Annotated in this window: 19 protein-coding genes; 15 read left to right on the top strand and 4 right to left on the bottom strand. The window is 43.4% G+C overall.

What is annotated here, in order from left to right; genetic code table 11:
- Nucleotides 1-64: 64 nt before the first annotated feature.
- The 4 genes from BLW16_RS00730 to BLW16_RS00715 all read left to right on the top strand — a co-directional run bounded on the left by BLW16_RS00730 (nucleotide 65) and on the right by BLW16_RS00715 (nucleotide 5,128).
- Entirely contained in the window at nucleotides 65-1,156 is a 1,092-nt protein-coding gene (locus tag BLW16_RS00730; protein WP_090555161.1) for a carbohydrate-binding family 9-like protein, read from the top strand.
- Nucleotides 1,157-1,183: 27 nt separating this feature from the next.
- Nucleotides 1,184-1,813 carry a hypothetical protein gene (locus BLW16_RS00725; protein WP_090554234.1) on the top strand — a complete coding sequence of 210 codons (630 nt, stop codon included), beginning with the start codon at nucleotides 1,184-1,186 and terminating at the stop codon, nucleotides 1,811-1,813.
- Nucleotides 1,814-1,951: 138 nt separating this feature from the next.
- Nucleotides 1,952-2,755: a PAS domain-containing protein gene (locus BLW16_RS00720; RefSeq protein WP_090554232.1), complete on the top strand. Its 804-nt coding sequence runs from the start codon at nucleotides 1,952-1,954 to the stop codon at nucleotides 2,753-2,755.
- 84 nt (nucleotides 2,756-2,839) lie between these two features.
- Nucleotides 2,840-5,128 (top strand): GAF domain-containing protein, encoded by a 2,289-nt coding sequence (locus tag BLW16_RS00715; RefSeq protein ID WP_090554230.1) that lies wholly within the window; start codon nucleotides 2,840-2,842, stop codon nucleotides 5,126-5,128.
- A 21-nt stretch (nucleotides 5,129-5,149) separates the two neighbouring features.
- Here the strand turns inward: BLW16_RS00715 and msrB are convergent, their stop codons facing one another.
- Both msrB and BLW16_RS00705 read right to left on the bottom strand, forming a co-directional pair.
- Nucleotides 5,150-5,620 carry a peptide-methionine (R)-S-oxide reductase MsrB gene (msrB, locus tag BLW16_RS00710; RefSeq protein ID WP_090554228.1) on the bottom strand — a complete coding sequence of 157 codons (471 nt, stop codon included), beginning with the start codon at nucleotides 5,618-5,620 and terminating at the stop codon, nucleotides 5,150-5,152.
- 12 nt (nucleotides 5,621-5,632) lie between these two features.
- On the bottom strand, nucleotides 5,633-6,805 hold the full coding sequence (locus tag BLW16_RS00705) for an acetyltransferase domain-containing protein (RefSeq protein ID WP_090554226.1): 1,173 nt from the start codon (nucleotides 6,803-6,805) through the stop codon (nucleotides 5,633-5,635).
- Between the two features lie 198 nt (nucleotides 6,806-7,003).
- Between BLW16_RS00705 and BLW16_RS00700 the strand changes: the two genes are divergently transcribed.
- The 9 genes from BLW16_RS00700 to BLW16_RS00660 all read left to right on the top strand — a co-directional run bounded on the left by BLW16_RS00700 (nucleotide 7,004) and on the right by BLW16_RS00660 (nucleotide 23,072).
- Nucleotides 7,004-8,377, top strand: a complete 1,374-nt coding sequence (locus tag BLW16_RS00700) for a S41 family peptidase (protein WP_090554224.1) — start codon at nucleotides 7,004-7,006, stop codon at nucleotides 8,375-8,377.
- Between the two features lie 77 nt (nucleotides 8,378-8,454).
- A complete protein-coding gene (locus BLW16_RS00695; protein ID WP_090554222.1) occupies nucleotides 8,455-9,054 on the top strand; it encodes an RNA polymerase sigma factor in 600 nt (199 codons plus the stop codon).
- 42 nt (nucleotides 9,055-9,096) lie between these two features.
- The gene (locus BLW16_RS00690) at nucleotides 9,097-10,029 is read left to right on the top strand and encodes a FecR family protein (protein WP_090554220.1); all 933 of its coding nucleotides are present in this window, start codon (nucleotides 9,097-9,099) and stop codon (nucleotides 10,027-10,029) included.
- A 135-nt stretch (nucleotides 10,030-10,164) separates the two neighbouring features.
- On the top strand, nucleotides 10,165-13,374 hold the full coding sequence (locus BLW16_RS00685; RefSeq protein WP_090554219.1) for a TonB-dependent receptor: 3,210 nt from the start codon (nucleotides 10,165-10,167) through the stop codon (nucleotides 13,372-13,374).
- A 12-nt stretch (nucleotides 13,375-13,386) separates the two neighbouring features.
- The gene (locus BLW16_RS00680) at nucleotides 13,387-14,826 is read left to right on the top strand and encodes a hypothetical protein (RefSeq protein WP_090554217.1); all 1,440 of its coding nucleotides are present in this window, start codon (nucleotides 13,387-13,389) and stop codon (nucleotides 14,824-14,826) included.
- Nucleotides 14,827-14,985: 159 nt separating this feature from the next.
- The gene (locus tag BLW16_RS00675; RefSeq protein ID WP_090554215.1) at nucleotides 14,986-16,410 is read left to right on the top strand and encodes a hypothetical protein; all 1,425 of its coding nucleotides are present in this window, start codon (nucleotides 14,986-14,988) and stop codon (nucleotides 16,408-16,410) included.
- An 86-nt stretch (nucleotides 16,411-16,496) separates the two neighbouring features.
- Nucleotides 16,497-17,237 carry a hypothetical protein gene (locus BLW16_RS00670; RefSeq protein WP_090554214.1) on the top strand — a complete coding sequence of 247 codons (741 nt, stop codon included), beginning with the start codon at nucleotides 16,497-16,499 and terminating at the stop codon, nucleotides 17,235-17,237.
- Nucleotides 17,238-17,269: 32 nt separating this feature from the next.
- Nucleotides 17,270-22,039, top strand: a complete 4,770-nt coding sequence (locus tag BLW16_RS00665; protein ID WP_090554213.1) for an MBG domain-containing protein — start codon at nucleotides 17,270-17,272, stop codon at nucleotides 22,037-22,039.
- A gap of 121 nt (nucleotides 22,040-22,160) precedes the next feature.
- Nucleotides 22,161-23,072, top strand: a complete 912-nt coding sequence (locus BLW16_RS00660) for a PorP/SprF family type IX secretion system membrane protein (RefSeq protein ID WP_090554211.1) — start codon at nucleotides 22,161-22,163, stop codon at nucleotides 23,070-23,072.
- A 79-nt stretch (nucleotides 23,073-23,151) separates the two neighbouring features.
- Here the strand turns inward: BLW16_RS00660 and BLW16_RS00655 are convergent, their stop codons facing one another.
- On the bottom strand, nucleotides 23,152-23,967 hold the full coding sequence (locus BLW16_RS00655) for an NIPSNAP family protein (protein ID WP_090555160.1): 816 nt from the start codon (nucleotides 23,965-23,967) through the stop codon (nucleotides 23,152-23,154).
- A 152-nt stretch (nucleotides 23,968-24,119) separates the two neighbouring features.
- Here BLW16_RS00655 and BLW16_RS00650 point away from each other — a divergent pair, with 152 nt between their 5' ends.
- Nucleotides 24,120-24,572: a DUF1572 family protein gene (locus BLW16_RS00650; protein WP_090554210.1), complete on the top strand. Its 453-nt coding sequence runs from the start codon at nucleotides 24,120-24,122 to the stop codon at nucleotides 24,570-24,572.
- Nucleotide 24,573: 1 nt separating this feature from the next.
- On the opposite strand, the gene BLW16_RS00645 is transcribed toward BLW16_RS00650, so the two are convergent.
- Nucleotides 24,574-24,846 carry a UBP-type zinc finger domain-containing protein gene (locus BLW16_RS00645; RefSeq protein WP_090554208.1) on the bottom strand — a complete coding sequence of 91 codons (273 nt, stop codon included), beginning with the start codon at nucleotides 24,844-24,846 and terminating at the stop codon, nucleotides 24,574-24,576.
- 66 nt (nucleotides 24,847-24,912) lie between these two features.
- On the opposite strand from BLW16_RS00645, the gene BLW16_RS00640 reads away from it, so the two are divergent.
- Nucleotides 24,913-25,233, top strand: a complete 321-nt coding sequence (locus tag BLW16_RS00640; protein ID WP_139298229.1) for an aminotransferase class I/II-fold pyridoxal phosphate-dependent enzyme — start codon at nucleotides 24,913-24,915, stop codon at nucleotides 25,231-25,233.
- The last annotated feature ends 50 nt before the right edge of the window (nucleotides 25,234-25,283 follow it).

The raw sequence follows: 25,283 nt of genomic DNA, 5'->3' as shown, positions 1-25,283 counted from the left end.
TGTTCAATTTAACGCTAAATCCTTTTAAATGTATACGAACGAGTTAATAAAAAAGTCTGGTTTTATGAAAAAGGCGGTTTTTTTCTCTTTTGCCTGTTTGCCGTTATTGTTTTCCGGCAATGTGAACGCACAAAAATCATTTAAGGGCCTTGAGAATTTGTTCACCGTTCCAAAACACTATTCGGCAGGTTTTGCTGCAAGTGCGCCGGTTATTGACGGGGATGTAACCGATGCGGTATGGGCAAATGTTCCCTGGACAGATGATTTTACTGATATTGAAGGCGACAGACAACCTGCCCCTTATTATAAAACACGTTGTAAACTGATATGGGATAAAGACTATCTCTATATTGCGGCGGTAATTAAAGACCCTGATGTTTGGGCCTATGTAAAAAACCGTGATGAGATAGTTTTCCAGGATGACGACTTTGAGATCTTTATCGATCCGCTGAACACTACCCACCAGTACTTTGAACTGGAAGTGAACGCGATTAACACGATCTGGGATCTGTACCTTCCGAGGGCTTACCGTAACTTAGGTTCCGGGCTGACAAGCTGGGAGTCGGGAGTCCGGTCTGCAGTGAAAGTGCAGGGAACGGTAAATAATCCATCAGATAAAGACCAGGGATGGACGGTTGAACTGGCTATCCCTTACAGCAAGCTCAATGTAAAGAAAACTCCTGCAGAGGGAGATTTCTGGAGGGTTAATTTTTCCAGGGTGCAGTGGGAAACTACCGTTAATAAAGGTAAGTATATTAAAAATAAGGATGCGGCAGGAAAAAACCTTCCTGAACACAATTGGGTATGGTCGCCCCAGGGGTTGATCGCCATGCATTATCCCGAGCGCTGGGGGTACCTGACTTTCAGCTCGGCGGCAGACGGCGCCGCACAGCCGGCATTCCAAATGCCATATGCAGAAAAGCAGCGTAATTACCTGTGGCTGGTATATTACCGCCAGAAGGAGTATGAACAAAAGAATGGGAGGTACGCCCCGTCATTAAAAGAATTGGATATTGCCCCTGAATTTACGGTAGATGGTACAACCAGTGCACTGGAAATGGAGGCCGGTAATCACCAGTTCTATGTGAGTGTAAAGGCGGCTGGACAGCCTGTAATTACGATTAACCAGGAAGGCCTGGTACAGGTGTTGAAATAGTTATATTTTAATTCTAATTTTGGTGTTATGGCTGTAACAAGGTATGCTGAGGAGGATATCATTCCTATTGTGATCCACATTTTAAGTTTTTCTACCGTGAAATTTGCGGAATATGGCTACAAGTCGGTATTGGAACATGAGATGCCCGAGCTGCTGACTTTAGAAGAGGATGATGTGGATGCCTCGATGTATTTCGAAGTATTGCTCGCATCGGATGACGAGATTTCGAAGGCAATCAATAAGTGCATAGCTTTTATTGATTCTACTATCGATACCTTCCGCATCATGTATGCGATAGATCTTGACGAGCTTTACGCCGATGACAGGATCCACGAACTGGCTAACCTGATCTACTCTGATCTCTACTATTATGCTGATGGGCTGATCGAAGACAGTATTTCGGCTGCGGTAATGGAATTGCCCTTTACTGCTGCCAATGCATTTTTCTTTTTATGCAGGCTGATCACACACCATGAGATTGATGCCGAGCTGTCAATGGACGATGGTTTTTACGGCACGGGCTGGGAGGAATTCGAATTCATGGATACTTCAGACAATAGAGTGGCCGTAGTATATGACCTGATCCAGCAGATCCTTAAAATGAATATTGAAATTAGCGATATCTATGCCGGCAGGAGCAGCCATGATCCATACTAAGTTTCAGGCCATTAAGAAAGCTTACCTGAAAAACAGATAAATATACATCTATAAATGTAATTCATCGTTGTTATTAGTGATTTTATTCAGGAAAAATAAAAAATGGTTACCTTATCACTAATCTAATCAGCAACCGGTATGAAAGGCCGAAGATTGAAAATATCCCTGATCTATATTGGCATAGGTATAACCTGGATTATACTGAGTGATGCGGCGGTTTCCCGGGTTTCTTATCGCATTGATGATAACCTGCTGCATTTCTTACGTTTCGGCAAGGGGATTTTTTTTATACTTTGTTCCGGATTTATACTTTTTCTGTCAATGGGCGCTGAAGCTGAAAAGCTGGAGCTGAAAAGAACAGGAGAGATCCTCAGCAAGATCAATAATCCTGTGATCATTTCCAATGCAGAGGGGATTGTGATCTGGGTAAACCCCGCATTTTCTGCTGTGACGGGGTATCTTGAAAACGAGGTGCTGGGTGAAGACCATTTAAAAATGTTGTATAATTCAAAGACGAATAAAGTTATTGCACAACAGCTGCTCAGGGCCGTATCACGCAAAGAGTCTTTCAGTGCTGATCTGGTGAATTATGATAAAACCAATAAAGAATATTGGGTGACTTTGAATATCTACCCGATTTTTGATGCGCAGGGTAAATTTGAATGTTATATTTCGGTTCAGAATGACATTACCGAACATAAGGAGAAAGAAGCGATGATCGGCATTCAGAGTGAAAAGCTGAAAGCCGTTTCCTGGTTAAATTCTCATCAGATCCGCAAACCCGTAGCTTCCATCCTCGCCCTTGTGCAGCTCGTTAAATCTTCTGATGATGAAGAGGAGAAATTGGAACTACTGGACCTGCTTTACCGCTGTACAGTGGAGCTGGATGATATTATCATGGAGATCAATGCTGAAGCCTCAGGTCATATCCAGGTGAAATAGCGTTAATTACACCAATATTACCTCCGCTGATTTTAAAATTCTTAATTTTAGCTAAAGTATCATGAACCTGATTTCCGTAAACTTATGAATTATTCCGACAGTCCTTTTTTAGTACAGCTTTCATTTGATCAGGTGATCGGTGAACTGGAGAAGGTGGCTGCAGGTGATAGTGCTGAGCGCTCTGCTGAAGCGCGGGAGCTGCTTGAAGAAGTTGGCCTGCACCCTGAACTGAGAACCGGCCTCCGTGAAGAGTGGCAGGTGCTGGAAAATGCGGGGCTGATCAGGCGTCTGATGCGTGATTATTTCCCGGCTGTGCTCAGTCAGAATGAGATCAAAGCGATCAGCCTCCCCTACAGAAAGGTAGTATTTAACCATACAGACCGGTTCAGGAGTATCCTGGCTGCAGCAGGGGATGATTTTGAGTTCAATATCAGGGATTTTGACGAACACCAGTCCTATGTACTGAGCTGCTGCCTTATACTGAACGAGTTTTACGGCACCCATCTGGACTTTGGCAAACCTTTGTTCTACGATATTCCCTTGGCTAACGGGATCATCAAACATTACAGGATCCTTTATAATGCAGACAATCTGGACATCGAGCCTACAAAACGCTCCCTTCCGATTAGTCAGGAGGATATAGACCTGCTGATGGACAATTATGATGACCTGGAGATGTGGAAAGAGAAGTTTCCAAAAGAGAGCTGGATATTAAAAGGTTTCTCCCTGATGACGCTGATCGATGTAACTGTAGAGAACGCCGTTTCAATCTTCAAGGAGAAACTGCTGGTACTCAATTCCGATAATTTTCAGCAGAGCATTGAATCTATATTCAGGTCCATTTACAGGATCCCTGATATCAGGATCGGGTTTACGGTTTTCAACCAGCAGAAGGGCGTATTCAAAATAGCCGATTTTGGTCATAAAATGAAAAGTTTCATCCTCAGTGATCAGGAGGAAGGCTGCGGAGAAGATGTACTCTGCATCAATTCTTTTCAGAGCCTGATCAGGGATAAGGTGTTCTTTGCTATTTCTGATTCGGAGGAATATAAAAGGTTGAATCCTGACAGCCCGCTGGCAGCGCTGTTGCTGTCGCAGGATATCCAAAGCTTTATTTTAGCCCCGGTGGTTAAAAATGATGTTTTACTGGGCGTGCTGGAACTGGTGTCCCCGAGGGCCAGGGAACTGAACAGTATCAATGCGAACAAACTGGAAGTGGTGATGCCCTTTCTGACCGATTCTATTGACAGGCTGATCTCAGACCTGCAAAACCAGGTTCAGGCATTTATACAGGAAAAATATACGACTATTCATTCAAGTGTGTACTGGAAATTCAGGGAAGAAGTGGAACGGGCCATTTCGGAAGCGAATGCCGGGCAGCAGAACGAACTGGAGGAGATCGTATTTCATGATGTTTACCCCCTGTATGGGCAGGTAGATATCAAAGGATCTTCGGAGGTACGTAATTCAAGCGTGCAGAATGATCTTAAACATCAGCTGCAAACACTGCTGAATGTCTTAAAGGAGATCAGCCAGCTGTCTGAACGTGAATCTTTTTTAGAAGAGGAACTGCAGCTGAAGGCTTTCCTGGATGACTTGCTACTGCCGCTCAGGGCCAATACCGAACAGCTGATCCATAATTATGTGGTCAACAAAGTCCACCGCTACCTGCATCAATTGACGGATGCCAGACTGGAGCCTGTTATTGACAGTTACTTTGCAGAAGATGAAAAAGAGACCGGCAGTTTCCATATTTTCCGCAGAAAGTATGAGCACACCATTGCTGCGATCAATGAAAAAATGGCGGCAATTATTGACAGCAGGCAGGCAGAGGCACAGGCAATTTTCCCGCATTATTACGAGAGGTTTAAAACGGACGGGGTGGAGCATAACCTGTACCTGGGTGCTTCTATATCGCCACGGCGGAATTTTGATCTTCAGCTGCTGCACAGGCTGCGGTTGTGGCAGATCAGGGTTTTGTGCGAAATGGAAAATGCCCATCATGTATTAAAAGATACCCTGCCTTATCCGCTGGAAGTGACTACGCTGATCCTGATCTACAATACTGCGATAGATATCCGTTTCAGAATGGACGAAAAGCGCTTTGATGTGGATGGCAGTTACAATGCTCGTTTTGAAATTGTAAAAAAGCGCATTGATAAAGCCCTCCTGAAAGATAAGACTGAGCGGATCACCCAGGAAGGAAAGATCACCATCGTTTATTCCAGCGATGCGGAAGAGGATGAGTACCTTCAGTACATCAGAATCCTGCAGGCCGAAGGTATACTCGATGCCCATGTGGAGATCTTTGAAGTAGAGGACCTGCAGGGGGTATCAGGACTGAAGGGATTGAGAGCGAAAATTCTTCATTAGTTTTCCGGGGATCCTTTTTTTTTATACCCGGGGCTGATCTGTTGCTATTTTCAGTTGGTCAGGTTCAAATTCCAGTGATACGGAATTCATGCAGAATCTTTTATAGGTAGGTGCAGGGCCGTCATTAAAAATATGTCCCAAATGTGAATCACAGCGCCCGCAGGTTACTTCGATGCGGCGCGAACCATAGGAATTATCTGCTTTATAGATCACACTATTTGGCTTTATGGCTTCAAAAAAGCTTGGCCAGCCACAACTGCTTGCAAATTTGGCGTCTGATTTAAAGAGGTGATTTCCGCAGACAGCACAGTAATAGTTACCGGTCTCATCGCTGTCCCAGTACTTGCCGGTAAAGGCACGTTCTGTAGCCTGTTCCCTGGCAACGGCGTAGAGGTCAGCCGGGAGGATCTTTTTCCATTCTGAATTATCTACATGAAGTATAGTATCGTCTGTTCTTGAATAATAGAGGTTATTCTGATGCGTAGTATCCATTGTCTTTGTTTATTATATGTATTTTAACCACCACTGGTCATGATTTGTTTTATATCTTTTGAACCACAGGCAGGGCCGGTATAGCGAGGCTACAACAATTAACCAGATGGTATAAACCACTGGTAAAGTAAAGCCAAAATTAGGCGGTCTGAAGAAGAAAGGTGTCTGTATAATCTCATTTATCTGATGGCCGCTGAGGAAAAATACGATGACCAAAAGCAGGTGTAATACATAGAAATGTACCACGTAGAAGAAAAAGGGTACGCTGCCATAACCGGAGATCACTTTGGTGATCTTATTTGATATGTTTTCCAATGCTGACAATAGCAGTAATGCCGGGCCTATGGTCATACAAAAGAACTGCAGTGACGGCGGATATTTACTGGCATTTAAGAATGAAAATACATTTTGGATAAGCGTGGGATAGATTTTGCGCAGAGATGGGTCGCCATAGGCATTACTGATCCTGAGTACAACAAACAATGCGCACAGGCTGAGTCCTGAGAGGAGCAGGTATTTTCTTCTGGCTGCGGCTGGAAAGTCTTTCCTGTACCATAGGCCTGCCGAATAGCCCAGGAACATGATGCCCGTCCAGGGGAGGATGGCGTAGGAGAAAAGTACCAGATGGTTTGAGTTGATGGGTATTACGGTGCCTGATGAGGTGAGGAAAACTTTAAGCAATAGTGCTTCTATACCGGTTTTGGGGAGGCTGAGAAGATTGAGCAGATCATGCCCGAACACCAGGGTGATCCCTGTAATCAGTACAAGCGACCTGGAAATTCTGCTGAAAATTCCCAGCAGCACCATACTCCAGCCGATGGCCCAGATAACGAGCAGCAGAATAAAATTATACAGCGGATTGAAGCTGAGGCCGAAGTTAAGAATGAAGATTTCTGCAAGGATGAGCCAGATGCCGCGCTTGATGCTGAAGATGCCAGCCTGTGAAGGGGTTTTATGCTGTCCGGCCAGGAATACCGATACGCCGGATAAAAAGACAAATACCGGGGCACAGAAATGAGTGATCCAGCGGGTGAAAAAAAGACCCGTAGTAGTGGTTGCAGGATCAAGCGGGTCAGCAGTCATTGCAGTGATATGAAAGAAATCCCGGGTATGGTCTATCGCCATAATGATCATCACCAGGCCGCGCAGGATATCTATGGATTGAATACGTGTAGTCGTTCCCATATGAGCGTTAATAGTATCATACCAATATAAGTAATATTCAGTGATATTGGTTATCTGGCGGATGGCCTCTTATCTTTCTTTAACAGATAACTGGTTTGTGGAAACAGTAGCGCTGAATTGTTTCTCTATGTTAAATGTTTTTTTCTTAATATAAACTTTATATACGGGAGATATCTTTGGCTACCAACTATTGACTGTATGAAGAAAAGTTCTCAGGTGATCGGTGTATTATCGGCGGTGATCATGATGTGCTTCGGTACGGGTTGCCGGAAAACAGGTGATCAGCCGGATGATATTGCGGGCAGCTATGAAAATATCAACTCATGGGTTTTGGACAGCATGAAGGTATATTACTACTGGAACTCTTCATTGCCGGATTACATCAACAGAAGTGGTGATCCTTCAGCTTTTTTTAAGATCATCAAACACCCGTCTGACCGCTTTTCCGTGCTGGTCAATCCGGATTTGCCGGGAACCTATCCGCCATCGCTGGTGCATACCCTGGGTTTTGATCTCATCACTTTTCAGCATGCTGACGGTACAGTAGAAACCATGGTCACTTTAGTGGTGCCCGGCTCAGGGGCAGAAGTGCAGGGACTGCTGCGCGGGGACATTGTTGAAACTATTAACGGAACGCAGCCTACGGTAGCAAACATTATTTCTCTTACAGATAAGGTGATCGGTAATCAAGCTGCGGAACTTGAAATAAAAGGTCGCACAGGCAAGGTAACACTGAGCAGGCTGAGCAGCAGTGAGGCTCCGGTGTATACGTATAAAACATTTCAATCTGCTGGAAAAACATATGGTTACCTGTTCCTGAATTCATTTGAAGATGCAGCTGTAAATGAGCTGACGCAGGCGTTCAGCTATTTTAAACAACAGCAGGTACAGGAGCTTTTACTGGACCTTCGCTATAATCCCGGGGGCAGTGTATCTGTAGCAGCAGCTCTGGCAGCGATGATTGCTCCTGCTGCTACTGAAGGGGATATTTTTGTGGAATACCGCGGGAATGCCAAAGCCGGGATCAGGAAAAGCAGTTTCTCTGCCGAGCTGGCCAAACTTCCATCGTCAATCAGGAAAGGTTTCAGCCAGTTTTCCGCTTACCGTTTGGGAATTAACCGGGTCTATATTTTAAGTGGCGGGCATACCGCCTCAGCCGCTGAGCTGACGATCAATGCGCTGAAACCTTATATCACCGTCATTCAGCTGGGTAAACAGTCCCTTGGAAAAGATATGGCCAGTTTCGTGATCAAAGATTACCGTAATCCGCAGTTGGTACCCAAATGGGAGATTTATCCTATAGTGTTCAAGTTATATAATTCGGCAGGAAAAGGGGATTACAGCAATGGGCTGGTGCCGGATCAGGTTGTTGACGAGCTATCGGCACTGCCATTGAAGCCGTTTGGGGATCTGGCAGATCCGCTGATCCGAAGGTGCCTGGCGCTTCCTTCCGCCGGGGCAATTGCCGGTTTAAAAGACCGTCCTGAGGGAAGCCTTCCGGTAATACTGTTTGATTCCAGGGACAGGGAAGATTTGAGACCGGCCGGGATCATTGTGGCAAGAAGACAATAACAGCTGTTCATTTATTTAACATATAATTAATTATTATTTTATATAACGCTTCGCTTTCAAACTTAAATTTGCATCATATGACTGTGTTAACAAAAAGTATTATCCTGAATTTCATCGCTGGCGATGAGAATGCTTTTGCCCACATTTATAAACGGTACTATCAGGATATAAAGTCATACTGTTTTAAACATACCCGCTCATTGGAGACGGCCGAGGAGCTGGTCAGTGATGTGTTCCTGCGTTTTTGGGAAGCACGTACACAACTTGATCCTGAAAGGGAACTAAAACCCTACCTGCTTACCATCACCAAAAACGTAACTTTCAGCTGGCTGAAGCGGATGCTGACCGACCAGAAAATGAAGACTGAATTCCGTGGACGTTATCTTTCAGACCAGGATGGTGCCAACCAGGATATTGTGATGACCGCGGCAATGGACCTGGGGCTCTTGCGTAAGATTATGGGACAGCGTATGCCCCTGAAAAGAAGGCAGGTATTTGAGCTCTGCAAGATCGAGGGCTTATCCTATGCTGAAGCAGCAAATATCCTTTCGGTAAGTAAAGAGACCATCAAAGAACACATGAGCCTGGCAAAGAAAGATATGAACAGGCTGGCTGATGCCGCAGATTATCTTTACCTCCTTTTGCCCTTTTTGGCATCACTGTATAATTTTTTTTAATTCCGTTCCCCCTAAGCTGACTGCCCGATAGTATATAGGGGTATGAAGTTGAGTGATAAAAAGAATCTCTACCAAAGGTTTCTTAAAAAAGAATTAAATGCAGCAGAGCTGGAAGAGTTTTTTCAGCTGGTTGAAAATGGTGAATTTGATGAGGATTATCTTGAGGTAATGCCTGGCATGGATGAAGAGAAGGTGATTGTTCCGCCGTTTACACAGCGTCCTGTATTTAAGCTCTTCAGTAAAATTGCTGTTGCTGCCTCGCTGCTGGTTATCGCCGGTTTCGGATACTGGGCTTACCGCAAAGCTGAAAGTGAAAAAAAACAAGCTGCATTTACTATCGTACAGGTTCCTGTAGGTACCATGAAGATCATCACCCTGACCGATCATTCGGTGATCACCCTGACCTCGGGTTCTGTATTTAAATATCCTGCAGCCTTTGCTGCCACCCATCGCAGGGTGTTCCTGATCAGGGGAAAAGGGTTTTTCCAGATTGCCAAAGATAAAACCCGGCCTTTTACCGTATTCTCTGCAAAATTATCGACCACAGTTCTTGGTACCTCATTCACGGTGGAAAATTACCGTAACTACGGATTTGAAAAAATATGCCTTTATACCGGTAAGGTACAGATCGGCAGTAAGGACAAAGGTTTTTCACCGGTACTGTTAAGCCCCGGCCAGCAATATATGCACAATGGCCTTTCCGGAATAAAAACCATTTTTAAAAATGCAGGGGATATTCAGCCGCATACAGAAGAGGGGGCGCTTGAATTTGAAGATACCGGTCTTGGAGAAGCCCTCATCAGGGTAGCTTCCTATTATAATATTGAATTGCAATTTGATCAGCAAAGGCTGTCAGCGTATGCCATCAGCGGTAAGTTCAGCAATGAACCCGTTGAGAATGTATTGCATACGCTGTTATTTACTCACCATTTAAAGTTTAAAAAAATCCCTGAAGGGTATAAGATTATGAACTAAGGCAGCAATAAATCAGGCGGGTCCTGAAAAAAAGAAGGAGTACTGCTGGCGGCAGTACTCCTCTTAATTATCGGCATAGCCGAAAAAAACAATGATAAATTACGATTCACAGGCGCAATAAACCATTCCAAAAGTATGATTATATCTTTACTGTCCAAAAAAAAATATGCAGTATACCCGAATAAACATTTAAAATTTATAACCTTTCTACTTGTTTTCTTATCAATCTACAAGATTTCCAGGAGCCAGTCCCAGTCAGGAACGGTAACCGTTAATTATAAAAATTGTACCGCCCAGGAGCTTTTAAAGGAGCTTGACAGGCAATCTTCTTATGCTTTCTTTTTTGATCCTGCACAAATGAACGGGATCCGGCTGCAGAATATCAGTTATAAAAATGTGCCCGTTAAAACTGTACTGGAAGACCTTGAAAAAAAGACAAATCTTAGTTTTTCTACCCTCAATTCTAATATTTCCGTAAGCCTCGTCACCAGAGTTCCCGTAAAAAAGCCGGAGCCGGGCAAACTTACCGGCAAAATTTTGGATGAAAAAGGGGAGACCTTTCCCAGTGCAGGTATCCGCGTTGCAGAACTGGGTACCGGTATGCAGAGTTCCGTTGACGGTACGTATACGCTGCCACTTCCTCCGGGAACTTATACCATTGAAATTAGCTATGTCTCGTACCAAACCCAGAGAATTACAGGTGTGCAAATTAAATCTGGGGCGGTAACTAAACTGGATGTTTCCATGAAACCTGCAGCTAATGCGCTGAAGGAAGTAGTGGTTACGTCTGGTTTTCAGCGTGCTTCGGTCGCCGGATTATATGCAAGGCAGAAAACTGCCGCCAGTGTAACGGATGGAATCTCTGCGGCGCAGATTGCGCGTACGCCTGATAACAACGTAGGTGCCGTGTTAAAACGGATCAGCGGGTTGAACGTGGTGGATAACCGTTATGTGGTTGTCCGCGGATTAAGTGACCGCTATAACCAGGCGCAGATTGATGGGGTAACACAACCCAGTACAGAGATGAACCAGAGGAACTTCGCCTTTGATGCGATCCCCGCAGAGATGGTGAGCAGTGTGGTGGTGAACAAGACGGCTACGCCGGATCTGTCTTCGGAGTTTGCTGGCGGGCAGGTGAGTGTGAATACGCTGGATATTCCGGTGCAGAACTTTACACAGTTCCAGATCGGGACGGGGTACAATACGAATACGATAGGGAAGGATTTTCTGCAGGTAGGGAAAAGGAGCGGTGGGGAGCTGTTTGGCATCCGGCAGGAAGGACACGATGTGCCCACAGGTTTGAGAGGTTTTGCTATTCCAAATTCGGTTGGTCCTCTCCCTGACTTTATTACTCAACAAAGCAGGGGTTTTGACCCTGAAGGATTCAGGATGTACAGGTATGGGTTTGAGCCTAACCAGAATTACCGGTTATCTTTTGGTCGTACCTACCCGCTTAAAAAGGATGTTACCTTCGGGTTCGTTGGTGGAGCAACTTTGCGTAACAGTCAGGAAATTAATAATTATATCAGTACAAGAGCTGGATACGGGAAAGATGAATTTATTGATAGCGTAAACCTCAGGCAGAACGGAACGATCTATAAATACAATACTACGCTTAGCGGATTGTTAAATGTCGGAGTCCAGGGTAGGGGATTTAAGTTAAGTTTAAGAAATATGTACTCTCATGTATACAAGAATGATTATTATACCTATGAGGGCCCAACGGCTGAGGCCGCAGCAGGTTCTGTAAGCAGGGATATAAGAATGAAGTATAATCTTCAGGATCCTGAGAGCACAACAGTTTTACAGCATAAACTTGAGGGCGAGCACAGCTTGGGCGAATCTGATATTAAACTGACCTGGAATGGGTCTTATACCGCTGTAAAACAAGGAATTAATGATAGGAGAAGATTTTCAGGAAGAAGCTCAGGAATTTTAAATGGTGTGCCTTATTATCAGAGTTACTTTGTAAAAAACATCAACTCACAGGAATCAAACCCTGATTATCGTTTATATACAGATACAAAAGAAAAAGATTTTAACTGGGGGCTTAACCTGTCCAGGTCATTTGATTTTTTAAAAGATAAAACACTGGTAAAGATTGGATATAGTGGCTTTTACAAAAAAAGAGAACTTTCCAGTGCTACTGCTCAAATTTTTAATCTTTCGACTGCAGCAATCTTTGTTGGCCCTTATGAATATAGTCTTAGCCCAGATAAATTGGGGACGGGACCGGGGCAGGTATTTTATAACGTCCGTGATGATTTGGGCACACAATTCACAGGTAATGCTAAATCAAACAGCGCTTATGTTATGCTGGATCAGAGTTTCTTTAAAAAACTCAGGCTGGTATATGGATTAAGGTTCGAATCTTACAAATTAGCTAATACACAGTTTCAAAGCAAGGATAAAGATGTGAACAAGGATGATAATACCAACTACCTGCCATCTGCAAATCTTACTTATAGCCTGACAGAAAAAATAAATCTCAGGGCATCGTATGCCACCACTGTTGTGCGTCCGGATTTCAGGGAGACTTCTATTTTTGGTCTGTATGATCCGGTATTAGATGTTAATATACGGGGAGCAAACGTCAAGAGTACAAAAATTAATAATACTGATGTGAGGTTGGAATGGTATCCGTCCCCGGGTGAGATCATTTCCTTTTCAGGTTTTTACAAGAAATTCGATAAACCAATAGAATTGGTTTTTTTACTGGATCAGTCTATTGACCTATATGGATTCCAAAATCAGAAATCTGCTACCAATTATGGTCTGGAGATGGAATTCAGAAAGTCTCTCAATTTCATTGCGGATTGGGGATGGTTACAAAATCTTTCTCTTTTTGGTAATGGAGCGATCATTAAATCGAAAGTAAATGCATTAGTTTATTCGGAACCGGGACAAGGTGTGATAACAGTGAGAGAGTCACGGGAAAAAAGACCTCTTTTTGGTCAGTCACCCTGGATTGTAAATGCCGGAATATCTTATTCCAAAGATGAGTATGGGCTAAACCTGGTTTATAATAAATCTGGATACCGTACAAATACGATCAATGCCAATCCCAACTATGTGGAGTACGAAATGGGGCGTAGTCTGGTAGATCTGCAATTGTTCACCCGTCTTTTTAAACAACGCGGTGAGTTAAAACTTAATGTGGCAAACCTCTTAAATTCAAAAAGTACCTTTTATAAGAATAAAAATGGATACAATGGAACTGGTGCTACCCAATATGAGATTAAACCCGGAACATCGACTAAATATAATAAGGACGAGGGTGACTTTATTACCTACCAGGTGAAGACCGGAAGTAATATCAGTGCCGCATTTACTTATAGATTTTAAAAATATGAACCAATGATAAATTCAGGAACAATGAAAAGATCCGCAAAACGAGCACTGGCAATCATAGCAATTGCAGTATTCGCGGTCACAGGCTGCAAAAAAGGGAGTAATGGAAACTTTGATCGCTCAAATGGGGCTGGCGGGCCTTTTACCGGAGCAGATTCAGTGATTACTGGGAATATCTCGGTAAGCAGAACTTTAACTCCTGGAAAAGTCTACAAATTAAATGGGATAATTTTTGTGACTGGCGGAGCGAAACTAACCATTAAACCAGGTACTTTATTGACTACAGGAACACTTGTAGGCTACAGAGCTTCTCCAACTTCTTCAATTCAGTCTGTCGCAGGTGTCTTGGTCGTAACAAAAGGCTCATCAATTGATGCTGTTGGTACAGCGTCACGACCGATCACTTTTACTTCACCTAAGGCAGCTGGTTCACGGCAGGCGGGAGATTTCGGGGGAATAATAGTTCTTGGAAAATCACCTATTAATCAAGCTCCTAGAGCTTTCGAAGGGCTACCTCTGTATAATTCGGATGGAGATCCACTGGGAGTAGATATTAATTACGGGGGAACTGAAAGTGCTGACAATTCTGGCAGGATTCAGTATGTACGTATTGACTATCCGGGATTTCTTCTCACGCCCGATGTAGGAATAAGCGGTCTGACACTAGCGGGCGTGGGATCTGGTACAACCATAGATCATATAGAGGTGACTTATAGTAGATTAGATGGATTTAGTTTTTTTGGGGGGACGGTTAACGCCAGCTATTTAATCTCCCTAGCCAACGCAGATGACGATTTTGATTTTACCTACGGTTATAAGGGAACTATTCAATATGCAATTTGTTTAAAAGATCCAAGTTCAATTCATAGCCTAAATTCATCTGGTGGCCCTGATTCAAACGGGATTGAATCAGATACCGAGGGTAATGATCAGAATACCAATCCAGATAGAACACATCCGGTTTGCTCAAATTTCACTTTACTCGGTTATGCTGCTTCTCCTATTAACGGATCACCTCTTCGATTAGCTGCTGGAGCGAGATGGAGAAGAAATACGGATCTTTCGATGACGAATTCAATTATTGCCGGATACAGTACGGGAGTTGAATTCTTTACTGGAACTGCAACTAGTGCAACTTCAGGAGGATTCACAGGTAATGCTGTTCATGCTTATAATATTGTGTTTAGTCCTGCAAATTCAATTTCCTTATCAGGAAGTACCAATACTACTTCCACGGAAGCCAATCCTTCCTTATTTGTTGGTATAGGTTTAGGCTCACTGAGTCCTTTTTATAGTACAGTTAATTCAAGTTCATTTACGTTCAATAACCTGCGCCCAAAAGTTGCAACAACCACACTAGGCGCTATTACATCTGCTAGTTTACCACAATGGAATTCAGGCTGGGTAAGTTTTGTTCCTCAAACCCGTGTAGACAGTGGTCTCTAATGCATGATTATAGAGATGATTCAGTCTCTTATTAGTTTATTTAGTTGTATGTATTAAAGGAGTATTGTTAATATAAAATTAACATAAAGTGATTAATAATTAAATATAATTCTATTAACTTTATTATACAATAAAAAACCATAAACCATTTTAAAAACAATGAAAAGATTCACAAAACAAGCGCTGGCAATTGTAGCAATTGCCGCATTCGCAGTCGCAGGCTGTAAAAAAGGAGCTGACGGAAGCTTTGACCGTTCAAATGGGGCGGGAGGGCCTTTTACGGGAGCTGATTCAGTAATTACTGGTAACATTTCTGCAAGCAGAACACTGAGCCCCGGTAAAGTGTACAGATTAAGCGGGATAGTTTTTGTAACTGGCGGAGCAAAACTAACCATTAAACCAGGTACAGTATTGACTACAGGTGCTGCTGTAGGGTACAAAGTTACTCCAACTTCAGCAACTCAATCTATTGCAGGTGTATTAGTAATCACTAAAGGTTCTACAATTGATGCTGTTGGTACTGCATCACGACCAATCACTTTTACCACACCTAATGCATCTGGCTCAAGACATGCAGGCGACTTTGGGGGAATTATTCTCCTGGGAAGTTCAACTACTAATCAGCCATCTACTACAGTAATCGAGGGTCTACCTACTTTCGACGCAAATGGAAACTCATTAGGTGTTGATATCACTTATGGAGGTTCTACTCCTGCAGACAATTCTGGCAGGATGAAATTCGTGCGTATTGACTATGCAGGTTTCAGACTGTCACCAGATAACGAAATCAATGGTTTAACATTTGGTGGTGTAGGATCTGGTACAACAATTGACCACATTCAGGTATCTTATGGTGCTGATGATGCATTTGAGTTCTTTGGTGGTACTGTTAGTCCAAAATATCTGTTGGCGATTGGTAATGATGATGATGATTTTGATACTGACTTTGGTTACTCAGGAACTATTCAGTTTGCAATTGGTTTGAAAGATCCATCTTCAACACATAGTTTATCGGGTTCTGGTGCTCCTGATTCAAATGGTATAGAATCAGATACTGAGGGTAGTGATAACAATACCAATCCTACAAAAACACATCCGCATTATTCGAACTTCACCCTACTGGGTTATGCTGCTGCCCCAGTTAATGGATCACCTCTTCCGTTAGCTGATGGAGCGAAATGGAGAAGAAATACTGATCTCTCGATGACGAATTCGATTATTGCTGGTTTTAGCACTGGCGTTGAATTCCTAAATGCAACAGCAACTAGTGCAACTCCGGGAGGATTTACTGGAAATGCTGTTCATGCATACAGTACTGTATTTAATCCTGCTACAGCTGTATCACTGACTGGAAGTACCAATACAACTTCTACAGATGCTAATCCTGCCACATTCGTGGGCATCGGTTTAGGTTCATTGAGTCCTTTCTATACTACTGCAGGCTCATCAACTTATGCTTTCAACAACCTGCGTCCAAAAGTTTCTAGTAGCACCTTGGGAGCAGTTACTTCTGCAAGCTTATCTGAATGGACTTCAGGCTGGGTAAGTTTTGTTCCTCAAACCCGTGTAGACAGCGGTCTCTAAGGATTGGGACTTTAAAAAAATCTAATTTCTAAGTAAAACAGGCATCCCCCTTAATCAGGGGGCTGCTTTTTCATTAATTCCCAACTATGAGAAAATTTTTCTACCTGATTTCATTATTTATATTTTCTATTCTTTTTTCCTGTTCCAAAGGGGAACCTGTACAGGATCCCCAGTTTGGAGACGTTTCATTGGTAAACTCCTCATCAGAAAATATTTTTATTATACAGGGTGATCATACCAAACTGGTTAACCGAGGAGATAATTTTGCACTAAGTATTCCTTCCGGTAAGAGCAGATTTAAGTTTTATTTGAAGGATACATTAACACTTGATACTGTACTTCCGGTTAAACCTTATACAGGAAATATATATACGCTGTTTAAACCGTCAGCTAACACTGATCTAAGAATTATTGATGACAGTTTGAATGGCCTCAATAAGGAAGTGATACCGGATTCTGGCTTTTTGAAGATCAGTTTAGCTAACTTTTCTAAATCACTACCGGATAAAATAAATATTGATATCGCGACAACTACATACATTCCATTTTCATATAGAGCCATCCAGGTTGCAGAAAATATAAGCGTATCGTCATCGTTTTCACCTTTTAAAACTATAATAATAGGTGTCAATCAGAGTACGAGTTTAAAGGTGGTTAATGTTTTTACACTGACAGTCAAAGATCCTATTAATAATTCAGTCCTTGCTACTATTCCTCTAACTATACCCTCCAACATAAGTTCAGCAACTGCTGGTAAACTTATAGGAAGTGTTTTTCTAATATATATCAATGAGAATGGCACTGCTTCTATTCTGATGAGCAAATAGCTCTATAAATAAAATATCAAACTAAAATATAAATGAAAAAGATTTTACTGTTTTTATTTACACTGTTTTCTATACAGGCCTTCGGGCAGAATAACCCTGCACTGGAAATGCTTATTTTTCCAAAATATATTGAGGGCTCCAATAATGATTATGATGGAACTGGCCGTAATGGTATTCCATATGTGTACAGGGCAAGAATTACTGGCCTGGCGGCCAATACTACTTACAGATATTATAATAATATGGCATCTGAAAGCGGTGCTGGTTCAATAGGAACATATATGTATGTCCTTCCTCCGGACAATGTACCTGCCAATACACCGGAGCATATTCCCGGGAATTTCTTTATGTTTCCTCCTGATGGTCCCGGTGCAGTTACAAATAACCTTAGTGATCTTGATGTGAATTATGGAACATTTACTACTGACGCCAACGGAACCTATACCGGCTGGTTTATACAGGAGTCCGTAACTGTTTATCCCGCAGGTAAACAACTATTCGCACACATTGTGTTGAACAATCCCAATGCCGCCAACCCCACATTAAGTGCTTATCAATTATATTCACCGGAGTCACAGCCATTAACGATAATGAGTATAGATGTACTGAACAATCAGGGGGAGGTGCCGACTTATGGCACAGCGATCAGAAGTACGCCGGCAACTTCCGGAAGTCCTAAAAACTTTGTATTCCTATACGATAATGCAGCCGGAACAGGTCGCCCTGTTGCCGGAACTGTCATTGAAGATAACGGGCTGACGGGCAGAAGAGCGGAAGAATTTGATAGTAATGGTTATGCGGCTTTTTATTTTGATCATGTTAAACATGTAGACCGCGCATGGGGAACAATGATTCCTAATACTGATGCCTCCGGTATCAGGAGAATTGAACAACGGGACCTGACTTCGGGAGAAGTTGTTGGATACAATACTTCAGATGATGGTGCCTGGGCGGATGGTGCAAACCAGGGCGGTAAAGTTGCCACAGCCCTTACAAATATAGGCACGAACAGAGACGGAAATACCGCTATCGTCATTGATGGTTCCATCGTAACACTTGGTGCCGTAAAAACTCCGCAAACGGTAGCTTTTACCAATACTTTTCCTGCAACGTTCAAGGTAGGTGATCCTGATTTTACCTTATCTGCAAGCAGCTCGGCTGGTTTAACAGCTTTTCAGTATACTGCGGCACCTGCAGGCATATTACAAATCACCGGCAGCACCGTAAAGATAGTAGGAGCGGGGACTGCAACGATCACAGTTACAGAGCCTGGTAATGCTACTACCGCTGCAGGAACAGCCACAAAAGTGATTTCTGTTGACGGTACGCCACAGGCAATCACCGGCCTTCCGCAAACTTTTACACCAACCTATGGAGATGCAAATATAGTTTTAGCAGCCACTGGCGGAGCCAGCGGCAATGCTGTTGTATATACTTCAGATGATCCAACTATTGCCGAAATTACAAACGGCAACCAGGTGCTGATAAAAAAAGCCGGCACAGTGATCATTCGTGCTAACCAGCCGGGTAACGCCACTTATTCTGCTGCACCTGAAGTGACCAGTACGCTGACCATTGCAAAGGCAGTACTGGATGTGATCGCTGAAAACAAGACTAAAACTCAGGGAGCTGCAAACCCTGAGGCTACATTCGTTTTTGGTCCTTTCAAAGGTACTGATGACGCGGGTTCTGTTATGGGAACCCCCGTATTAACAATCCTTGCAGATGCAAACACAAAGGCCGGAGTCTACGATATCACCGTTGACGTTTTTGGCATGAGCTCAGATAAATATACTTTTAATTCTGTGAAAGGAAGCCTGACGATAGAGGCCAAAATTGATCAGGTGATTACTTTTGCAGGCTTTACAACGGCGGCAACCTATGGTTCACAGCCACTGCCCTTCCAGGTGAGCAGTAATTCACCAAATGAAATCACATTCAGCACCAGTGATGCAAGTGTTGCAACAGTAGCTAAAAATGCAACGGGCGATTGGGCTGTTACCATAGTTGGCGCCGGTGAAGCTGACATCACTGCAGCACAGGCCGAAGATGCTGCTTATGCCGCGGGCAGTGCTACCCAGCATATTAGTATTGCCAAAGCACCGCTAAGCGTAATTGCAGATGACAAAGCCATACTAACTGGTGAAGCAGATCCTGTTTTTACTGCGCGTTATGAAGGTTTCGTAAACAATGAAAGTTCGCAAAACCTTACCGGAACATTACAATTTACCAAACAGGCCGATGGTGCAAATTTCCTGATCATTCCATCAGGGCTAACCTCAGCCAATTATGATATTGGTTTTGTAAATGGAAAGCTGACGGAAGGAAATACTGCTTTTGCAGCCGTTCATAAGATTTACGGAGATGCGATTTTTGATCCGGGAGCAAGAAGTGCTTCGGGAACATTGTCAGCATATACCATAGCTGATCCTACGATTGCCCGGGCAAACGGCGCAGGACTGGTTCAGATTGTAGGGGTCGGTAGTACAGACATTACTGCACTTTTCTCTGATGGCGGAACAGCAGTTGCGACGCTTACAGTAGACCAGAAAGCAGTTACCGTAACTCCTGATGCCCAGACCCGCGTTTATGCACAGACTAATCCGGAACTTACGGTGAGTTATACCGGCCTTGTGAACGGGGAAACGGATTTTGTATTTACCAATAAACCTGCTGTCACTACCACCGCTACGGAAACTTCTCCGGTAGCCAAATATGCTATCACAGCTTCAGGTGCAACCGCCAGAAACTACAGGTTTAATTACGTTCCGGGTGTTTTAACTATTACTCAGGCTGCTTTGATAGTAAAGGCTGATGATCAGTCTAAGTTATACGGACAGGTAAATCCGGCTTTAACGCTGAGTTATTCCGGGCTGGCACCACAGGATAATGGCGCTGCGTTAAATTTGCAGACTGTGGTTACCACAACGGGCACAGCTGCTGCTAAAGTAGGCACTTACCCGATTACCGTTACGGGACTGGCAAATACTACCAATTATACAGTAACCTATGCCGGGGGTACACTTTCGGTTACACCTGCTCCGTTAAATATTAAAGCCAATGATATAGAAAGAGCTGAAGGACAGCCTAACCCGATATTTGCGTTTACCTATACAGGTTTTGTAAACGGAGATCTGGCAGCTGATTTAACTGCTGCTCCGATTGCAACAACAACGGCTGTGCAAACATCGCCTAAAGGAGCTTACCCGATCACCGTAACAGGTGCATCTTCTCCGAATTATGCGATTACCTATACCGAGGGACAGTTACTTGTAAAAGGTGTACAGACTATTGTTTATAATGATCTGCCTGCTGTTAGCTATGGTGATGCTAATTTTACCCCTGCGGCTTCATCAGAAACCGGTCTACAGCCTGTTTTCGCTGCTGATAATCTGAATGTTGCTGCCATTGAAAATGGCAGGGTAAAGATCATTGCTGCGGGTACGGCGAATATCAGTGCCACCTTCCCGGCAACGGCCGATTTTGTTGCAGTTACCGTCAGTAAACCTTTGGTGGTTGCAAAAAGGACGCTGATCGTGAGAGCAGACAGCAAGTCGAAACTATACGGACAGGCCAATCCTTCCTTAACAGCATCTTATGATGGTTTTGTAAATGGAGAGACGCTGGCTACGGCAGTTTCTGCGCCGGCTATCCTTACTACTACAGCCACACCGCTATCACAAGTTGGTACGTATGCGATCACCGGCAGTGCGGCCTCCGCACAAAACTATACGCTGGTTTATGAGGCGGGCGTACTGACAGTGGATAAAGCCGTACTGACCGTGACGGCCGATAACAAAACCAGGGCATTTGGTTTGGATAATCCGGTATTTACATTTAAATACACAGGTTTTGTAAACGCTGAAAATGAATCAGCGGTTCAGATTCCTGCACTGGCAGCTACTACGGCGGTAGCAAGTTCCCCTGCAGGAACTTATCCGATTACCTTATCAGGCGCTTCGGATGAGAATTATACTTTCAACTATTTGAGCGGTACGTTAACCATCACCTCTACTACAAGGACGATCACATTGAACCCGATCCCCGTGAAATTTGTAGGAGATGCTGACTTTATTCCCGGCGTAGTACTGACAAGTGGTGAGACACCTGTTTTTACCAGTTCCGATGCAACAATAGCCACGATCGTTGACAATAAAATTCATGTGGTAGCTGCAGGTAATGTAACCATCACAGCTACGGCTCCTGATAACGTGAATTATGCTACTAAACCTTCGGCCAGCGGACTGCTGATTGTAAGTAAAGCGAGCCAGACGATAACATTTGAAGGTATCCCTGCCTTAAAAACAAATGGTACAGCCACCATCAAGGCTACCTCCAGTTCAGGCTTACCTGTCACGCTTACCGTTTCAGACCCCTCTTATTTGTCTGTAACCGGCGATGTGATCAAAGGACTACGGATAGGGAGAGTACAGGTGACGGCCTCACAGCCAGGAAATAACCAGTACGCCGCTGCAAAGATCGTGGTTCAGGACATCAGGATAGATGACGCTGACGGGGAAGGAATCAAGGTGCATCCGGCATTATCAGTTAATGGTGACGGCATGAATGAATTCCTCACGATTGACGGGATCAAAGACTATCCGCTGAATAAAGTGACCATCATTAACCGTACCGGAATAAAAGTATTCGATGTGGAAGGATATGATAATGACCAGCATGTTTTTGTAGGTAAGTCTAAGTCGGGCACACTATTGCCGCAGGGTACATACTTCGCTCTTGTAGAATACAATGTTGACAGCAAGATCAAACGCAAGACAGGTTACTTTATCCTTAAATACTAATTTTTAACAGGCCGGGGGTTTATTCCCCGGCCATAATATCACATAAAAGAATCATGAGCTTACCAATTCAACAAGTTTATAAAGCTCCTGAGGGTTCATCACAAAAAATAATTATATTCAAATGAAAATATTTAAATCTGCACTGCTTACCAGTACTTTGATCATGGTCATCACGGTATGCCGCGCGCAGCAAGCCACTTCCTTTACACAATATTCTGATAACCAGGTTCCTTTCAACTCAACATATTCTTTACTGGATAAAGCAGGATCGGTTAATCTGAACAGCAGGAAACAATGGACGGGGATAGAAGGAGCACCATATACCGTCCAGCTGAATGGTAGCCTGCCTATTGAAAGTATCAATGGGGCGGCAGGGTTATCAGTTACCTATGATAAATTCAACATAGAAAAACTGACGGAGGTTTCTGCTTTTTTTGCCAAAGCAGTTCAGCTTTCTGCAGAGAATTTCTTCGCTGCTTCTTTTAATGCCGGGTTCAGGAATTACAAAGCTACTTATTCAGAAGTGGATGGTAATGACCCAAGCTTCAGGGATGACATCCGCGAAACGGTGGGTACCGTAGGCCTGGGCCTGATGTTATATAGCCCTGAAAAATACTATATCGGCGCCTCCCTTCCGCGTCTGAGTATCCGTAGCCTGGGTACAGCATCGGCAGATGAACAAAGAAACTATAGCAACACTTATTATTTTAGCGGGGCCTATCTTTTTACATTGAATGAGGATGTGAAACTGAAGCCGGCAACTTTGGTGGCTTACAGCAGGGCATTCGATACGCAAGCAGATATTTCGGCGACAGTATACCTGAAAGATAAGTTTGGATTCGGTGTCAATTACAGAACTACAGATGAAATTGCGGGTATCCTTTCACTGAGCTTGAATAACAATGTCAAAATTGGCTATAGCTACCAGACGGGTATCGGCAATAACAACATCGGACGGATAAGCAACGGTTCACATGAAATCTCCATTGGCTTCCGTTTCGGAAAAACAAATTTACCACCAAAATTACTTTAGTATGCGTTGCCTAAGCATTGCGGGCATTATGGAACATGATCTGGTAATGCCCTTAAGAAGGTTTTACCAGATCATCTGGTTACAGATCGGAATATTCTGCCGGTACCAGGAACTCGATGTTCACTTTGGCAACATTGTGCTGGTATTCAGGCATGGCAGACAGCTTTTTCCAGTCGGGATCACTTCCGAACGCCACCCAGTGCTCGTCTCTGGATTTTTTATCGCTGTAAGTGGTCATATACATCAGGTTGGGCATACGGCTTCCCGCCAATACTTCTCCGTAGAATACGGCCTGGCTTCCGATGCGGTCAAATATCGCCATCTCATTTCCGTCATTGAACATACTGAGCTTGTTGTGGTATAATTTTTCTGTCGCACTTTCATAACTGCGCAGTTCATAGATGCGTTCGCTTTTGGCATTGCTGAACTGTGGCTTTCTCAATATTGGCATACCCGAGAACGATTCCATTAAAATTGATTCTTTCCGGATATAGGGTGCGTTATCAAAATTGGCATCTGTATAGTCTTTTCCCTGTGCTGCCAGTGTTTTGTCTGTACTCAGTTGTTTACTGATCTGGTGAAATTCGGTCAGGGAATGATAGGTCAGCAATACATAGATCTTCTTATCAGCAGCGGTATCTATGTTCAGTGTTTTGAATACACCCGTCATTTTTATCCCGTAACGGTGAACCGCAGGCAGAAAAGCTTCAGATAAATATTTGTCTACCCGCTCTTCCTGTGATTTATCCTTCACATGATAGACGACCAGTTCATAGAACTGTTTTGCAGGAGCTTTTTTTATGCCTGGCCCGGCAAAAGAAAGTGTTGCGGTAAATAAGCTGGTAATCAATAGGATCAGCCTGATTGTTAGGTTCAGCGTAGGTTTAATTTTCATAATCGGGGTATATTGGATGTATAACGGGCTTTTTACCGGTTTCATTACTGCAGAAACCAATTTGGGAAAATAATGTTTATTTTCATTAAAATGACTAATAATTTATGACGATTTAGCTGTTACTTTGACTGGCAGTTCAAAATATTTTAAAGATGAATATTGACTATTATACCATTCTGTTTGACAGGGATATCAACAGGCTGATCAATGAGGTGAAAGGTTATACCGACGAAGATTCGATATGGCAGGTTCTGCCCGGAACAACCAATTCGGCAGGGCACCTGCTGCAGCACCTGATCGGCAATTTGAAGACCTATATTGGTAATCCATTCGGAAATATCAGGTATGAAAGAGATAGGGATGCTGAATTTTCAGCAAGGCTGTTTACACCTGAAGAATTTATTGTCACACTGGAGGAACTGATAGGGATTATATCTTTTTCTTTGTCAAAGATCCCCAGGGAAGCGATGGCCTCTGCCTATCCGAGGGAGATTTTATCCATTCATCCTGATCAAACGGTAGAATATGTACTCATGCATTTATTATCGCACCTTTCCTATCACATGGGACAGATCAATTATCAACGACGTTACTTGAAGCTGTAGATTAATATTCTATGAATTGTTCATCAACGTAACACCATAACCATCTTTCCCCGGCTTGAGCAGAGGCTACTACCGGATGATGCCTTTGCTTAAAATGTTTGGTCATGTGTTTTTGAGGTGACTCATCACAGCAAAGCGTTACCCCACAGGTTTGGCAGCTGCGCAGGTGTACCCAGTTACTGCCGGATTTTATACATTCTTCACATACGTATTCATCACTGACTTTTACTGTTTCAATCGCATTTAAATGTGTACAAAGACTTTGATCGCTCATTCTGTTTGTTTTTAGTTATCGGTAATGTAGTTCGGCTTCTTAAAGTTCAATATAGTAAAAATATTTTTGTATATCGATTACCTGCCTGACCCGCAAGCCGCCAGTATGATCGGCATGGTAAAGGCAGGCAGTAATATCATCGTTGCCCGTATCTTCTCTAAACTGTACGGTTTTGCAGGTTTGCGTTGCGGATATGTGATCGCTCAGCCTTCCAAGATCAAAGACCTGATGAAATATGGTGTAGGGCATATGAGCATTTCTGCACCAACTGTTACTGCCGCGATAGCCGGCTACCAGGAAAAGGATTTTTTAAAGGATGCATTAAAAAAAACATTGGCATCTAAGGAATTTCTGTATTCAGTGCTTACAAAAGAGGGTGTCGCGTAAGCATCGGCCGCATGGACGAAATACAGGCTTTTGCAGATGCTTTCAAACAG

Origin of the sequence: Pedobacter hartonius (genome assembly GCF_900107535.1) — a bacterium.
Taxonomy (GTDB): Bacteria; Bacteroidota; Bacteroidia; order Sphingobacteriales; family Sphingobacteriaceae; genus Pedobacter; species Pedobacter hartonius.
This window is presented reverse-complemented; position numbering and strand designations above follow the sequence as displayed.

What these genes read in the sequence shown, in the direction of transcription:
- BLW16_RS00730 (WP_090555161.1), top strand. Translation starts at nt 65, where the DNA reads ATGAAAAAGGCGGTTTTTTTCTCTTTTGCCTGTTTGCCGTTATTGTTT.
- BLW16_RS00725 (WP_090554234.1), top strand. Translation starts at nt 1,184, where the DNA reads ATGGCTGTAACAAGGTATGCTGAGGAGGATATCATTCCTATTGTGATC.
- BLW16_RS00720 (WP_090554232.1), top strand. Translation starts at nt 1,952, where the DNA reads ATGAAAGGCCGAAGATTGAAAATATCCCTGATCTATATTGGCATAGGT.
- BLW16_RS00715 (WP_090554230.1), top strand. Translation starts at nt 2,840, where the DNA reads ATGAATTATTCCGACAGTCCTTTTTTAGTACAGCTTTCATTTGATCAG.
- msrB (WP_090554228.1), bottom strand. Translation starts at nt 5,620, where the DNA reads ATGGATACTACGCATCAGAATAACCTCTATTATTCAAGAACAGACGAT.
- BLW16_RS00705 (WP_090554226.1), bottom strand. Translation starts at nt 6,805, where the DNA reads ATGGGAACGACTACACGTATTCAATCCATAGATATCCTGCGCGGCCTG.
- BLW16_RS00700 (WP_090554224.1), top strand. Translation starts at nt 7,004, where the DNA reads ATGAAGAAAAGTTCTCAGGTGATCGGTGTATTATCGGCGGTGATCATG.
- BLW16_RS00695 (WP_090554222.1), top strand. Translation starts at nt 8,455, where the DNA reads ATGACTGTGTTAACAAAAAGTATTATCCTGAATTTCATCGCTGGCGAT.
- BLW16_RS00690 (WP_090554220.1), top strand. Translation starts at nt 9,097, where the DNA reads ATGAAGTTGAGTGATAAAAAGAATCTCTACCAAAGGTTTCTTAAAAAA.
- BLW16_RS00685 (WP_090554219.1), top strand. Translation starts at nt 10,165, where the DNA reads ATGATTATATCTTTACTGTCCAAAAAAAAATATGCAGTATACCCGAAT.
- BLW16_RS00680 (WP_090554217.1), top strand. Translation starts at nt 13,387, where the DNA reads ATGATAAATTCAGGAACAATGAAAAGATCCGCAAAACGAGCACTGGCA.
- BLW16_RS00675 (WP_090554215.1), top strand. Translation starts at nt 14,986, where the DNA reads ATGAAAAGATTCACAAAACAAGCGCTGGCAATTGTAGCAATTGCCGCA.
- BLW16_RS00670 (WP_090554214.1), top strand. Translation starts at nt 16,497, where the DNA reads ATGAGAAAATTTTTCTACCTGATTTCATTATTTATATTTTCTATTCTT.
- BLW16_RS00665 (WP_090554213.1), top strand. Translation starts at nt 17,270, where the DNA reads ATGAAAAAGATTTTACTGTTTTTATTTACACTGTTTTCTATACAGGCC.
- BLW16_RS00660 (WP_090554211.1), top strand. Translation starts at nt 22,161, where the DNA reads ATGAAAATATTTAAATCTGCACTGCTTACCAGTACTTTGATCATGGTC.
- BLW16_RS00655 (WP_090555160.1), bottom strand. Translation starts at nt 23,967, where the DNA reads ATGAAAATTAAACCTACGCTGAACCTAACAATCAGGCTGATCCTATTG.
- BLW16_RS00650 (WP_090554210.1), top strand. Translation starts at nt 24,120, where the DNA reads ATGAATATTGACTATTATACCATTCTGTTTGACAGGGATATCAACAGG.
- BLW16_RS00645 (WP_090554208.1), bottom strand. Translation starts at nt 24,846, where the DNA reads ATGAGCGATCAAAGTCTTTGTACACATTTAAATGCGATTGAAACAGTA.